Annotated in this window: 12 protein-coding genes; 10 read left to right on the plus strand and 2 right to left on the minus strand. The window is 71.1% G+C overall.

All coding sequences use genetic code 11. The features are described 5' to 3' along the window. Positions 1–86: 86 nt before the first annotated feature. Complete coding sequence (gene parA / locus AC27L4_RS18655; protein WP_487143795.1) at positions 87–725, minus strand: ParA family partition ATPase; 639 nt, start codon at positions 723–725, stop codon at positions 87–89. A gap of 130 nt (positions 726–855) precedes the next feature. Between parA and hrpB the strand changes: the two genes are divergently transcribed. The 7 genes from hrpB (at position 856) to AC27L4_RS18690 (ending at position 8767) form a co-directional block, all read left to right on the plus strand. Beyond that, positions 856–3318, plus strand: coding sequence for an ATP-dependent helicase HrpB (gene hrpB, locus AC27L4_RS18660; protein ID WP_487143796.1), 2463 nt, complete (start codon positions 856–858; stop codon positions 3316–3318). A 294-nt stretch (positions 3319–3612) separates the two neighbouring features. Continuing rightward, positions 3613–3747 carry a 50S ribosomal protein L34 gene (rpmH, locus tag AC27L4_RS18665; protein ID WP_307426214.1) on the plus strand — a complete coding sequence of 45 codons (135 nt, stop codon included), beginning with the start codon at positions 3613–3615 and terminating at the stop codon, positions 3745–3747. A 29-nt stretch (positions 3748–3776) separates the two neighbouring features. Next, positions 3777–4154 carry a ribonuclease P protein component gene (rnpA, locus tag AC27L4_RS18670; RefSeq protein ID WP_487143798.1) on the plus strand — a complete coding sequence of 126 codons (378 nt, stop codon included), beginning with the start codon at positions 3777–3779 and terminating at the stop codon, positions 4152–4154. Further along, positions 4151–6001 carry a membrane protein insertase YidC gene (gene yidC / locus AC27L4_RS18675; protein WP_487143800.1) on the plus strand — a complete coding sequence of 617 codons (1851 nt, stop codon included), beginning with the start codon at positions 4151–4153 and terminating at the stop codon, positions 5999–6001. The genes rnpA and yidC overlap by 4 nt, the downstream gene beginning before the upstream one ends. A gap of 7 nt (positions 6002–6008) precedes the next feature. Continuing rightward, on the plus strand, positions 6009–6659 hold the full coding sequence (yihA, locus tag AC27L4_RS18680) for a ribosome biogenesis GTP-binding protein YihA/YsxC (protein ID WP_487143801.1): 651 nt from the start codon (positions 6009–6011) through the stop codon (positions 6657–6659). Beyond that, complete coding sequence (locus tag AC27L4_RS18685) at positions 6656–7024, plus strand: DUF423 domain-containing protein (RefSeq protein WP_487143802.1); 369 nt, start codon at positions 6656–6658, stop codon at positions 7022–7024. Before yihA ends, AC27L4_RS18685 begins: the two co-directional genes overlap by 4 nt. 636 nt (positions 7025–7660) lie before the next feature. Continuing rightward, positions 7661–8767 carry an endonuclease/exonuclease/phosphatase family protein gene (locus AC27L4_RS18690; RefSeq protein ID WP_487143803.1) on the plus strand — a complete coding sequence of 369 codons (1107 nt, stop codon included), beginning with the start codon at positions 7661–7663 and terminating at the stop codon, positions 8765–8767. Between the two features lie 467 nt (positions 8768–9234). Here the strand turns inward: AC27L4_RS18690 and AC27L4_RS18695 are convergent, their stop codons facing one another. Next, complete coding sequence (locus AC27L4_RS18695) at positions 9235–11634, minus strand: OmpA family protein (RefSeq protein WP_487143804.1); 2400 nt, start codon at positions 11632–11634, stop codon at positions 9235–9237. Between the two features lie 261 nt (positions 11635–11895). On the opposite strand from AC27L4_RS18695, the gene rimP reads away from it, so the two are divergent. From rimP to AC27L4_RS18710, 3 genes are all read left to right on the plus strand, one after another. Beyond that, positions 11896–12561 carry a ribosome maturation factor RimP gene (gene rimP, locus AC27L4_RS18700; protein WP_487143805.1) on the plus strand — a complete coding sequence of 222 codons (666 nt, stop codon included), beginning with the start codon at positions 11896–11898 and terminating at the stop codon, positions 12559–12561. A 48-nt stretch (positions 12562–12609) separates the two neighbouring features. Next, positions 12610–14226 carry a transcription termination factor NusA gene (gene nusA, locus AC27L4_RS18705; RefSeq protein ID WP_487143806.1) on the plus strand — a complete coding sequence of 539 codons (1617 nt, stop codon included), beginning with the start codon at positions 12610–12612 and terminating at the stop codon, positions 14224–14226. Between the two features lie 6 nt (positions 14227–14232). Beyond that, the coding region (locus AC27L4_RS18710; protein ID WP_487143808.1) for a DUF448 domain-containing protein at positions 14233–14452 on the plus strand (220 nt) is incomplete at its 3' end.

Genomic DNA, 14452 nt, shown 5'->3' on the forward strand with positions numbered 1-14452 from the left:
TATGGCCGGGCTGCGGCTTTTTTCCGGATCCGACCGAGCCATCCCTGCCGTTCCGCAAGGTTTTTTCACCGAAGGTCCGTGCGCCGTCAGCGCGCGGCGTAGCGCAGCACTTCCGCGGCCAGGGCTTCGACTTCCTGCGCGCCCTTGCCGCCGGGCGCCGCTTCCAGGATTGTGGAGCCTTCACCCATGCTCTGGGCGAAGGCGACACGGTTGCCGAGGCGCGCCTGCGCCGCCGCGCCGGTGGCCAGCACCGCCTTGACCATGTCGTCGGTGATCGCGGCTCGCGGCGGCACGCGGTTGAGAATCAGCAGCGCCCGCCCGCGCTCGCGGGCGATCATCGCGAGCGTCGCCTCGGTCGCCCAGACATCGACCGGCGTCGGCTGCACCGGCGTGACGACCAGGTCGGCGGCCTCCACCGCCGGGCCCGACTCGAGGTCCGACTTCGGCGGCGTATCGACCAGCACCAGGTCATAGTCGCGCGCCAGGTTGCGCGCCTCGCGCCGGGCGCCCCAGCCGCTGGCGGTGCGGAACTCCAGGCCGGTGCGGCCCTCGCCGAGGCGTCGTTCGCGCTTCTCGAACCATTGGCCGAGGCTGCCTTGCGGATCGACGTCGAGGACGGCGACGCTGCGGCCCTGCCGGGCATAGGCCACGGCGAGATGAGCGGTGATCGTCGTCTTGCCCGAGCCGCCCTTCTGCTGGGCGACGGTGATGATGAGGCCGGACATGCTTGGGTTCCTGGCCGCGGGACGGGAATCATTCCCCTGTGGATAGTTGCATCGCAACATCCGCGCCGCAATTGCGAACTGTGCCCGCCCGGCCATTGCGCACAGCCGCGGCTTCCGCCACATCGGGGCGATGCCGCCCTTCGACCTCCCCCTGCCCATCGACGAGGCGCTGCCCGCCCTCACCGCCGCGCTACGCACAGGTTCCAACGCCGTGCTGGTGGCGCCGCCCGGCGCCGGCAAGACCACGCGGGTGCCGCTGGTGCTGATGAATGAGCCCTGGGCGCAGGGGCGCAAGATCCTGGTGCTGGAGCCGCGGCGCCTCGCCGCCCGGGCCGCGGCCGCGCGGATGGCCGCGACGCTGGGCGAGGCGGTCGGCGGCACGGTCGGCCTGCGCGTGCGCCTGGAATCGCGGGTCTCGGCCAGGACGCGCATCGAGGTGATCACCGAGGGCGTGTTCTCGCGGATGATTCTCGACGATCCCGGCCTCGATGGCGTCGCCGCCGTGCTGTTCGACGAGTTCCACGAGCGGTCCCTCGATGCCGACCAGGGCCTGGCCTTCGCGCTCGACGCCCAGGCGGGCCTGCGCGAGGATCTGCGCATCCTGCCGATGTCCGCCACGCTGGACGGCGCCCGCGTCGCTGCGCTGCTTGGCCAGGCGCCGGTGGTCGAGAGCCGCGGGCGGGCCTTCCCGGTGGAGACGCGCCACCTCGGCCGTGATCCGCGCCGCCGCATCGAGGAGGAGGTGGCCGACGCCGTGCTGCGCGCCGCGGCGGAAGAGACGGGCTCCATCCTGGTCTTCCTGCCCGGACAGGGCGAGATCGGGCGCTGCGAGCGCCTGCTCGCCGAGCGGGTCCGCGATCCACGCATCGACATCGCACCGCTCTACGGCGCCATGGACGGGCGCGACCAGGACCGGGCCGTGGCGCCGGCGGCTCCGGGCCGGCGCAAGATCGTGCTGGCGACCTCGATCGCCGAGACCAGCCTGACCATCGAGGGCGTGCGGGTGGTGGTCGATTCGGGGCTGGCCCGGGTGCCGCGCTACGAGCCGGATATCGGCATCACCCGCCTGGAGACCGTGCGCGTCTCGCGCGCGGCCGCCGATCAGCGCCGCGGCCGGGCCGGCCGGATCGAGCCGGGCGTGTGCTACCGGCTGTGGGAGGAGGCGGGGACCGGCGCCCTGGAGCCCTTCGCCAAGCCGGAGATCCTGGCGGCCGATCTGAGCCCGCTGCTGATCGACTGCGCCGCCTGGGGCGTGCCCGATCCCCTGGCTCTGAGCTGGCTCGACCCGCCGCCGAAGCCGGCGCTCGCCGAGGCGCGGACCCTGCTGCGGGACATCGAGGCGGTCGACGCGGACGGTCGCCTGACCGACGAGGGGCGGCGGCTCTCCGCCCTGGCCCTGCCGCCGCGACTGGCCCGCATGCTGGTGGCGGCGAGCGCCGCGGGGGAGGGGGATCTCGCCGCCGACATCGCCGCGATCCTGGTCGAGCGCGGCCTCGGCGGCGACGGCACGGACCTCGTGGAGCGGGTCGAGCGCTTCCGGCGGGAGCGCGGCCGGCGCGCGGAGGATATGCGGCGCCTGGCCGCCTCCTGGCTGAAGGCCGCGGGCGGCCGGCCCGGAGCGACGGATCCGGCGCGCAGCGGCGCCGTGCTGGCCCTGGCCTATCCCGACCGCGTCGCCGCGGCCCGGGGCCGGCCGGGCGCCGTCACCATGGAGAACGGGCGGGGGGCGAGCCTGGAGCCGCACGACCGCCTGGCGCGCGAGCCGTTCCTGGTCGTGGCCGAGGTCGCCGGCGCGGCCCAGTCCGCCCGCCTCTTGCTGGCGGCTCCGATCTCCCCGGCCGAGATCGAGGCGCTGCATGGGGTCTCCACGCGCATCGAGACCGGCTTCGACGAGGCCTCCGGCAGCCTGCGCTCGCGGGTTGTGACGCGCTATCGCCGCCTGCTCCTGGCGGAGCGGACCGCGCCGCTCGACCTCGATGCCGAGGCGGCCGCGGCGCTGGCCGCCGGGGTCGCCCGGCTCGGCATCGGCCGCCTGCCCTGGACGCGGGCGCAGGCGCAACTGCGCGAGCGTGTCGCCTTCCTGCGTGCCGCCGAAGGCGAGGACTGGCCGGACCTCTCCGACGCCGCCCTGGCCGCCACCCCGGCCGAATGGCTGGCGCCGCACCTCCTCGGGCGCCGCAGCCTCGCCGATATCGAGGCAGGCGATCTCGATGCGGCCCTGGCGGGCCTGCTGCCGTGGCGGCTGCGCCAGCGCCTCGACGCCGAGGCGCCGACCCATTTCGAGGCGCCGACCGGCTCGCGCCTTGCCATCGACTATGACGCCGAGGGCGGCCCGGCCGTCTGCGTGCGCGTGCAGGAGTTGTTCGGCCTCGCCGTCCATCCCGCCATCGCCGGCGGACACGTGCCGCTGACGCTGCATCTGCTCTCGCCGGCGCACCGGCCGGTCCAGGTGACGAAGGACCTTCCCGGTTTCTGGAAAGGCTCCTACGCCGCCGTCCGCACGGAGATGAAGGGGCGATATCCCAGGCATCCCTGGCCCGACGATCCGCTGGCCGCGCCGCCGACGACCCGGGCCAAGCCGCGCGGGACGTGAAGTCACGCGCCGGAACATTTGACTTCGCCCCCGTCTTCCCGCATAAGCCCCGGCGAATTCGGCGCCGCCCCCTGGGCTTGGTCGCGCCCGTGGCATTTGCGCCGGGGCGCGTTTTCGCGTTAGTGGGCCCGCGATTCTCCATGCAGGATATCCGGACACCGGCCTGACGGCAGGCCCGGGCATCCTGTGAACGTCACACCCTGTGGCAGGGCAGGGGCTGGATCCGCATCCGGCCTGGGCTTTGTCGCTCATAGTTCGATCCCGGCATCCGGCCGCGAATGCGGAGACAGTCCCGTGAAACGCACCTATCAACCCTCCAAGCTCGTCCGCAAGCGCCGTCACGGCTTCCGCGCCCGCCTCGGGACCAAGGGGGGCCGCAAGGTTCTCGCTGCGCGCCGCGCGCACGGCCGCAAGCGCCTGTCGGCCTGAGGCCGGACGGGCGCCGCCCGTTCCCTCCGATGCAGCGACTGCGCAAGCGCCAGGACTTTCTTCGCGTCCGCGACGGCCGCAAGGCGAACGCCGCGACCATGACCTTGCAGGCACGGGTGCGAACCGGCCTCGACGGCGAGGCCGCGGTCGGCTTCACCGTGACCAAGAAGAACGGCGGTGCCGTCGAGCGCAACCGCATCCGCCGCCGCCTGCGCGAGGCGATGCGGCAGATCGGCGCGCTTCACGCGCGTGTCGGGTATGACTATGTGGTGGTCGGACGGCACAATGCCATCGACGCGCCGTTCGCAACGATCCTGAACGACTTGACGACGGCGTTCGGCCGCGTGCATTCGGACCGCCCCGGCGGCCGTGCAGCGCGGCGACCGGCCGACGAGGCTGCACGATGAACGGCGACAAGAAGGTCGACAACAAGAACATGCTGCTGGCGATCGTCCTGTCGGCGATCGTCCTGATCGGCTGGCAGTACTTCGTCGGCATGCCGCAGATGCAGCGTCAGCACGAGGTCGCCCAGCGCGAGGCTGCGCAGACCCAGGCCCCGGCCGCGCCCGGTCAGGCGCCGGCCATCCCGGGCAGCGCCGCCGCGCCGGCGGCCAACGCCACCCGGGCCGAGGTCGTCGCCTCGACGCCGCGCGTCGCCATCGACACGCCCCGCTATTTCGGCTCGATCAACCTGAAGGGCGGGCGCCTCGACGACCTGTCGCTGCGGGACTTCCGCGAGACCATCGACCCCAAGTCACCCCACATCATCATGCTGTCGCCGTCGGGCTCGCCGGTCCACGCGGCTAACCATCGCGACGTGCTGGAGAACCAGGGGCCCTACTACGCCGATTTCGGCTGGGCTGTGCAGCCCGGCTCCGGCGTCAAGGTGCCGGCTGCCGATACCGTCTGGACGCAGGCGTCGACCGGCCCGCTCACCGCGTCCAAGCCCGCGGTGCTCGAATGGGACAACGGCGCCGGCCTGCTGTTCCGCCGCACCATCGCCGTCGACGAAGCCCAGATGTTCACCGTCACCGACGCGGTCGAGAACAAGGGCACCGGCGAGGTGCAACTCTCGCCCTACGGCCTGATCTCGCGCCACGGCACGCCGACGGTCGCCGGCTACTGGATCCTGCACGAGGGCCTGATCGGCTTCCTTGGCGACAACCGCCTGCAGGAATACACCTACAGCACCATCGACAAGGAGGCCAACGCCACCAGCAAGGCGGCCTCGCGGGAATGGAAGGGGACGTCCGGCTGGCTCGGCATCACCGACAAGTACTGGGCCACGACCGTCATTCCCGACCAGGCCTCGTCCTATACCGCACGCTTCTCGTCGGCCGAGGCCGGCGGCGTCAGGACCTACCAGACCGATCTCCTGTTCGAGCCCAGGACCGTCGCCCCCGGCGGCAAGGCCGAGGTGACCAACCGCGTCTTCTCCGGCGCCAAGGAGGTCGCGCTCGTCGACGGCTATGAGAAGTCGCTGGGCATCGCCCGGTTCGACCTGCTGATCGACTGGGGCTGGTTCTATTACATCACCAAGAACCTGTTCAAGCTGATCGACTGGCTCTACCGCTTCACCGGCAATTTCGGCTGGGCGATCCTGATCGTCACCCTGCTCCTGAAGCTCGCCTTCTTCCCGCTCGCCAACCGATCCTACGAATCGATGGCGAAGATGAAGAAGGTGCAGCCGGAAATGGCCGCCATCCGCGAGCGCTTCGCCGACGACAAGATGAAGCAGCAGCAGGCGATGATGGAGCTCTACAAGAAGGAGCGGATCAATCCGGTCTCCGGCTGCGTGCCGGTGCTGCTGCAGATCCCGGTGTTCTTCGCGCTCTACAAGGTGCTGTTCATCACCATCGAGATGCGCCACCAGCCCTTCATCGGCTGGATCCACGACCTGTCCGCGCCCGACCCGACCACGATCTTCAACCTGTTCGGGCTGATCCCGTGGTCGCCGCCGCTGTTCCTCATGCTCGGCGTCTGGCCGATCCTGATGGGCATCTCGATGTTCCTGCAGATGCAGCTCAATCCTGCGCCGCCCGATCCGATTCAGGCCTCGCTGTTCCGCTGGATGCCGCTGATGTTCACCTTCATGCTCGGCTCGTTCCCGGCCGGCCTGGTGATCTACTGGACCTGGAACAACACGCTGACCATCCTGCAGCAGGCCTTCATCATGAAGAAGAACGGCGTCAAGATCGAATTGTGGGACAACCTCAAGGGCATCTTCTCGCGCAAATCCAAGGCCAAGGCCTGAGGCGGGGATGACCGGCCCCACCGCGCCCGACTTCACCGAAGCCGGGCGCCGCCTGTTCGCGGCGCCTTGGGACTTCTTCTGGGCGGCCACCAGCCTCGCCAACCTGCCGCCGGCCGACGGCATCGAGATCGCCCTGGCCGGACGCTCCAATGTCGGCAAGTCCAGCCTGATCAACGCGCTGACCAACCGCAACGCGCTCGCCCGCACCTCCCACACGCCGGGCCGGACGCAGGAGCTGATCTTCTTCCGGTCCGACCCGGCCCTGACGCTGGTCGACATGCCCGGCTACGGCTATGCCAAGGTGGCCGAGACCAAGGTGAAGGCCTGGACCCGGCTTATCCACGATTATCTCAGGGGGCGGGTGAACCTCGCCCGCGTCTTCGTGCTGGTCGATGCCCGCCATGGCCTGAAGAGCACCGACGATGCGGTGCTGAAGACCCTCGACGCCGCCGCCGTGGTCTACCAGATCGTCCTGACCAAGGCCGACGAGGTCAAGGCCGGCGCCCTGGAGGCACGCATCGCCGAAACGGCCGAAAGGATCGCCCGGCGCCCGGCCGCCTTCCCGGAGATCCTCGCCACCTCCAGCCGCACCGGAGACGGCATCGAGCCGCTGCGCGCCACCATCGCGCAATTGCTGGCCGAGCGGCGGGCGGCATGACGCTCGGCCGTGCCGTCGCCGCCGTCGCCGGCCTGTTCGGGGCTGTCGGCATCGGCCTTCTGGCGCTGGCCGCGCACGGCAAATGGCCGGCGATCGACTATGCCGCCATCATGGTGCTGGCCCACGCTCCCGTGCTGCTCGCCGTCGTCGCGGCGGTGCGCACCGGCGTCCTGCACCCGACCCTGGCCCTGGCTGCGATGGTGCTGCTGGTCGTGGCCGTCACCCTGTTCTCCGGCGCGGTGACGTTCAACGCCATCACCGGCGGCCGCCTCTTCCCGATGGCGGCGCCCACCGGCGGCTCGCTCGCCATCGGCGCCTGGCTGCTGCTGGCGGCCGCAGCCCTGGTCCCGGTGCCGAACCGGTGAGCGTCGCGCCGGCCCGCTTCCTCGGTGCCGCGGTCCTCGCCATGCTGCTGGGCTGCGGCCTCGGCCGCGCCGAAGACGCCGGGCCGACCGAGGCGCCGCCTGCCCCCCGGCTCCATCCTCGCCTTCGTCCAGGCCCATCCCGCGTGCCTGGAGATCGCCGACGGCTGCATGGTGTGCCGCATCGAAGGCGGCCAGCCGCAATGCTCGACGCCGTCGATCGCCTGCGTCAAGACCGCGCTCGCCTGCTCCAAGGCCGGCCGGCAACCGTAGGCCGGCGGCGGGCCGTGCGGAATCGAACAGCGGGGCGGCGGCCGCCGTGCCCGCATGGGCCGGGCTGCTTCACAGGGCGTCGGTTCCGGGCATAGGATCGGGCGGCCGCGGGAACACCGGAGACCCGTCATGAGATCGCACCTCGCCGCCGCCCTGCTCGCCGGGCTCTGGGCCTGGCCCGGGGCCGCGCAGCCGGCGGCGGCCAAGGATCTCGCGAGCTTTGGCAGGAGGGCGCCGAGCTGGGTGCCCCGTCGCGGCGAAGAACGCCAGGCGCTCGTGCGTCGACAAGGCGCGCTGACCGGCGGCCTTCGACAGCGGCCCGTCCGGCGGATAGTCTGGCGGCAGACAGTCCCATCATGAGCCGCCATGCCCGCCGCCATCCTGCGCATCGCCACGCTGAACAGTTTCCTGCTCGCCCGCCCGGGCGTGCGCTTCCATGACCAGCAGCCCTATACGCTGGCGGAATACGAGGCCAAGACCGCCTGGATCGGCGGCATGCTGGAGCGCTCGCGCGCCGACATCGTCGGCTTCCAGGAAGTGTTCCACGAGGATGCGCTCGCCGCCGCGGTGGCCAAGTCGGAGCGTTTCGCCGGCGCCTTCGTCGCCGCGCCCGGCGCGACGGACGACGGACCCAGGACGCCGGACGGGGCGCTGAACGCGCCGCGCCTCGGCCTGGCCAGCCGCCTGCCGGTGACGCGGCTGGACTCGATCGCCGCCTTCCCGCCCGAGCTCAACGACGCCTTCGTCGCCCGCCGTGACGAGGCGGGGCGGCAGACCGCGGTGGCCACCGGCCTGCGCCTGTTCGAGCGGCCGGTGCTGCGCGCCGAAGTGTCCCTGCCGACCGGGGCTTCCCTGACCGTCTATGTCGTCCATCTCAAGTCGAAGCGCCCGGTGGTGCTCGACGGCGAGGATCAGCGTGATCCGGCCGTGCGCGCCGCCGCCGTGGTGCGTGCCCTGGTGCAACGCGGCGCCGAGGCGGCGGCCCTGCGGCTGATGCTCACCCGCGACATGGCCGATCGCGGCGGCGTGCCGAAGCCGGTGGTGGTCCTCGGCGATCTCAACGACGAACTGGCCAGCGTCACCACGGGCCTGGTGCGCGGCGAGGAACCGCTGCCCGAGAGCCTCAAGGCGCTGATGGCCGATCCGCAGGAATGGAGCCGCAAGAACCGGCGCCTGTGGGACCTGCATCTCTATTCGGCGGCGGCCATGCAGGCCGGCCACATGACGGGCGCGGCGCTCTACACCCATATCCATTTCGGCGACTATCAGGTGCTCGACCACATCCTGCTCAGCCAGGAATTCTATCCGCGCAACCCCGACCGCATCGGCGAGATGCGCTACCTCCAGGTCTACAACGACCATGTCGTCGACACGCACATGACCGATCTGCGCAACGGCGACCGCACCTCGTCGGATCACGGCATGCCCGTGGCCGAGATCGCTCTGCTGATGCGGGAGGCGGCCGGAGGCTGAGCGGTCCGGCCGGTCCGGACGGGTATTGCCGGAGCCGGCGCCCATAAGGCGGCGTCCGGGACTAAGTGCTTCACCTCAATTTTGTGAAGCCACCCTGTGGGCGAGATGGGCTCCATGCCGGACTTGCCGCGACGCCCGCGTCTTCCCTCCCCCGGCAAGTCGGATGTTTCCGACTTGCCTTCCTTGTCTGCCCATCTCGGGAACACCCGAGATGGGTGGGGAGGGATGAAAGGGTGGGGGTCGTGCAGGATAGGATGAACCCTACGTCGACGACCCCCAGCCCTTCACCCCTCCCCGCAAAGGGGAGGGGACCGGCCGGCGTCGCGCCTGGAGCACTTGTTCTCGGACGACGCCCGAGGCCGGCGGCGCCGCGGGGCGGCGAGGGGCCGTTCCCGGAAGCGCAGCTTCCGTCCCGAGGCCGGGCTTGCGCCCCCGGCCTCGGGCATCGCGGCGCCGCGGACGGCGGCTCAGTTCTGCACCAGCGAGGTGATGCGGCGGATGGTGACGCGCCGGTTCTCCGGTTCGGCGTCCGGCGTCCGCACCTTGAGGTAGCGCGCGCCGAGGCCGGCCGTGGTGAGGTTGTCCGGCGAGATCTGGTAGTACTCGGTCAGGGCATCCTTCACCGACTGGGCGCGCCGGCGCGACAGATCCAGGTTGGCGGCGTCGCTGCCGACCGCGTCCGTATGGCCCTCGATCAGGAAGACCTCGCCGGGATGGGCGGCGACGATCTTCTCGAGCACGCGGCCGATGCGGTCGAGATTGGCGATCTCCTCCTCGCTGACGGTGGCGTCGTTGAAGGCGAAGTGGATCGTGTCCAGCTCGACGCTCGGGATCGCCTGGCGCACTTCCGGCTGCGCGACGACGGTCTCGGGCTGCGCCATCAGCACCTGGCGCGGATAGCGCTGGGGCAGGGGGCGCAGCGGCCGGGCGATCAGCTGCTCCTCGATGGCGTCGTCGTCGACTTCCGCCGCCCAGATGGTCGGCACCGGCCGGTAGTTCGGCATCGGCGGCCGCAGATCGACATCGATGTCGACGTCGAGCTGGCGATTGTCCCGGGCCCAGCGCAGCTCGTCCCAGCGCCTCTGCCGGTCGTCCATCATCCGCCGGCGCAGCTCCTGGCGATCGGCCAGCATGTAGCGCCGGAAATAGTCGCGCTCGGCGTCCGAGTAGCGGGTGTCGTTGATGGCGTCGCGATAGACCAGGATGCGCCGGTTCAGCCCGCGCTCGTCGAGGTCGACGGACTGGCGCCGGTCGGCGATGATGCCGGGAATGTCCTGGGGCGTCGGCGGCAGCACCACCAGCGGCGGAGGCCGGCGCGGGCGGCCGGGCTGGTCCGGCTGGCTGGGCTGCGACGGCGGCGTGTTCTCCTGCAGGACGACGCGCTGGCGTAACGCCTGGCTCTCGTCCCGCAGGCGCTGGCGCAGCGCCTTCTGGGTCTCGGGCGAGAGATTGCCGCCGGCGAGCGCATCGCGATAGAGGCTGAGGCGGCCGCGCAGCGCCACGTTCGACAGGTTGCCGGCGGGCGTCCGGTCGGCGAGCAAGGCGGTGGCCTGACGCTCGGCGTTGGCGTCGACGCGCGGATTGGCGATCACCGGCGTCGGCAGCCCGGTGTCCGGCCGGCCGGGCAGCGGCGTCTGGCCGGCCTGGTCGGGCTGAACCGGCTGCCCGGTCTTGTCGCCCTTCTGGGCGCGGGCGCGGCGCATCAGGACTTCCTTGCGGCTGGTCTCGATGGTCTCGCGCAGCTTGTCGCGCGTGGCCGCGGGCAGCGACTTGTCGCCGATCTGGCGGCGTGCGGTGTCGAGCCGGGCGCGCAGTTCCTCGTCGGTCAGCTGGCCGACGGGCCTGCCGTCGTTGAGGACGTCGGACCCGCCCGCAACCGGCTCGGGCCTGGTGTCGGGCCTGGCCTGGTCTGCCGGCTTGGGCTGCCCGGGCTGCGCCTGGTCGACGGGCTTGGGTTGCCCGGCCTGGTCGGGCTGCGGCTGCTTGCGGCGCGACAGCACTTCCTGACGGCTGGTCTCGATGGTCTCGCGCAGCTTGTCGCGCGTGGCCGCGGGCAGCGACTTGTCGTTGATCTGGCGGCGCGCGGCGTCGAGCCTGGCGCGCAGTTCCGCATCGCTCAGCTGGCCGGCCGGTCGGCTGTCCTTGAGCACGTCGGGCGTGTCGGCCACCGGCGCCGGCCGCGTATCGGGTTGCGCCTTGTCGGGCTTGGCCTGGTCGACCGGCCTGGGCCGGGCGGGCTCGGCCGGGACGGGCTCGGCCTGCTGGTCGGCGGGCGGCTTGCGGCGCGGCTTCTGATCCGGCGTGGCCTGCGGCATCTGGTCGGCCCCGTCCTGCACCGCCTTGGGCTTGGGCGGCCGAACGGGCATGTCCGGCTGCTGGTCGGGCGCACGCTGCTGCTGCGCCTCCTTGGCCGCTTTCATCTCCTGGAGCTTCTGGCGGCGCTTGGCCTGGGCGTCGTCCGCCTGCTGGTCGGGGGCGCCCTGCTGCTGCGCTTCCCGGGCGGCCTTCATCTCCTGGAGCTTCTGGCGGCGCTTGGCCTGGGCATCGTCCGCCTGCTGGTCGGGCGCGCCCTGCTGCTGCGCCTCCCGGGCGGCCTTCATCTCCTGGAGCTTCTGGCGGCGCTTGGCCTGGGCATCGTCCGCCTGCTGGTCGGGCGCGCCCTGCTGCTGGGCCTCCCTGGCGGCCTTCATCTCCTGAAGCTTCTTGCGACGCTTGGCCTGGGCGTCGTCGGGATTGCCGTCCGCCGGCTCGGCCTGGGCGACCATCATGGGATGTGACGGAGCCTGCTGGGCTGCGGCGATCGCGGCCGGGGAGACCGAGAGCGCCAATGCGCCGGCAAGTCCGATCAGGTAGGTCTTGAGGGGCATGATGTGCTCCTGTTGCATTGCCGGGAATCAATCCTGCTTCGACTGAACCGAACCTGAACGCTCCGAGCGAGCAAAAAAAGGGCGAGGAGGGCGCCAGGCCGGACCGAGGCGGGAGGGCCGACTCCCGCCCCCTTGCATCAGTGTCAAAAAGGCCTATATTCCGCCCTGTCCGATAAGGACATCTCATAGACGATCTTCGGATCGTGCCGTTGAGAGTGGGTTCCTGCCGGGACCCGCTCTTTTTGTATTACGGGGTCCTCCTTGGCCGAAACCGACATCGAAACCGCCGAACCGGGTGCAACGCCCGACGCCCTGCACGAGCCGCGCCTGATCACCGAGACCGGTGCGGCGGCGCGCGTGGCCGCGATCGTCGAGCGTTCGGTCGTGCCGATGGGCTTCCGGCTGGTGCGGGTGCGAATCAACGGCAACAACGGCTGCACCGTGCAAATCATGGCCGAGAGGCCGGACGGCACGATGACCGTCGACGATTGCGAGGCGGTGAGCAAGGCGATCTCGCCGGTGCTCGACCTCGACGATCCGGTCGGGCGTCCCTACCATCTGGAAGTTTCGTCCGCCGGCATCGACAGGCCGCTGGTGCGCGCCTCCGATTTCCAGCGCTGGGCCGGGTACGAGGCCAAGATCGACATGACGCTGATCGTCGCCGGCCGCCGTCGCTTCCGCGGCACGCTGCTCGGCGCCGACGGGGTCAAGGCCAAGCTGCGCCGCTCGGATGCCCAGCCCGGCGAAGCGCTCGACGTCGAGCTGCGCATGGCCGATATGAGCGAGGCTCACCTGGTGCTGACCGACGCGCTGATCACGGAGTCGCTGCGTCGCGCCAAGGCGGCCTCCAAGGCGCTTCTGGCGGAGCTGGAGGCCGCCGAAGCGGAGGAGGAGCCGGCCGAGCCGCCGGCGCGCGGGAAGCGCTGAACCGGAACGCCGAACTTCGAACTCAGGATTCTCCAAAAGGACACGACGATGGCCGTCAGCGCGAACCGCCTCGAACTTCTGCAGATCGCCGACGCGGTCGCCCGTGAAAAGGTGATCGACCGGCAGATCGTGCTCGCCGCGATGGAGGACGCCATCCAGAAGGCCGCGCGCTCGCGCTACGGCCAGGAGACGGAGGTGCGCGCCGAGATCAACCCGAAGACGGGGGAGATCCGGCTGTCGCGCCTGCTGGAGGTGGTCGACCAGATCGAGAACGACGCCACCCAGATCCTGCTGGAGGACGCCCGCCGCAAGAACCCGGCCGCCCAGGTCGGCGACTGGATCGCCGAGACCCTGCCGCCCTTCGATTTCGGCCGCATCGCGGCCCAGTCGGCCAAGCAGGTGATCGTGCAGAAGGTGCGCGAGGCCGAGCGCGACCGCCAGTTCGACGAGTTCAAGGACCGCGTCGGCACCATCGTCAACGGCCTGGTCAAGCGCGTGGAATACGGCAACGTCGTCGTCGACCTCGGGCGGGGCGAGGCCATCATCCGCCGCGACGAATTGCTGCCGCGCGAGGTCTTCCGCCCCGGCGACCGCATCCGCGCCTATCTCTTCGACGTGCGCCGCGAGCAGCGCGGTCCGCAGGTCTTCCTGTCGCGCACCCATCCCCAGTTCATGGCCAAGCTGTTCGAGCAGGAAGTGCCGGAAATCTATGACGGCATCATCGAGGTGAAGGCTGTGGCCCGCGATCCCGGCTCCCGCGCCAAGATCGCCGTGATCAGCCGCGATTCCTCGATCGATCCCGTGGGCGCCTGCGTCGGCATGCGCGGCTCGCGCGTCCAGGCCGTGGTCGGCGAACTGCAGGGTGAGAAGGTCGACATCATCCCCTGGTCGCCGGACGTGGCCGCCTTCATCGTCAACGCGCTGCAGCCGGCCGAGGTCTCCAAGGTCGTGCTCGACGAGGATTCGGAGAAGATCGAGGTGGTGGTGCCCGAGGCGCAGCTGTCGCTCGCCATTGGCCGCCGCGGCCAGAACGTGCGCCTGGCCTCCCAGCTTACCGGCTGGGACATCGACATCCTCACCGAGGCCGAGGAGAGCGAGCGCCGCCAGAAGGAGTTCGTCGTCCGCACCCAGACCTTCATGCAGGCCCTCAACGTCGACGAGGTCGTCGGCCAGCTGCTGGCCTCCGAAGGCTTCCGGACCGTGGAGGAGGTCGCCTATGTCGACGCCTCCGACGTCGCCTCGATCGAGGGCTTCGACGAGGACACGGCGGCCGAGATCCAGACCCGCGCCCGCGACTATCTCGCCCGCGTCGAAGCCGAGCTCGACGCCAAGCGCAAGGCGCTGGGCGTCGAGGACGAGCTCAAGGGCGTCGAGGGCGTCACCACCGCCATGCTGGTCGCGCTGGGCGAGAACGACGTCAAGTCGGTGGAGGATCTGGCCGGCTGCGCCACCGACGATCTCGTCGGCTGGACCGAGCGCAAGGACGGCGAGGTGACCAAGAACGCCGGCTATCTCGACGGGTTCGACCTGTCTCGCGAGGAGGCGGAGGCGATCATCGTCGCCGCCCGCGTCAAGGCCGGCTGGATCGAGCCGCCGGCCGCCGCCGAGCCGGAAGCCGAGGAGGCTGACGCAGCCGGCGCCGAGCCGGCCGGACACGGAGCATGACCCACCATGCCCGCCAACCGCACCGAGGACATCGCTGACGATCGGCAGGCGCTCGAGCGCCTCTGCGTCGCCACGCGCCTGGTGCGGCCGGTGGGAGAGCTGATCCGCTTCGTCGCCTCGCCGGACGGCGTGCTGACGCCGGACCTCAAGCGCAAGCTTCCCGGCCGCGGCGTCTGGGTGACGGCCGCGCGGTCGGCTTTCGTCGAGGCGGCGCGCAAGAAGGCCT

It is taken from the genome of Labrys sp. Lb11 (assembly GCF_057554225.1).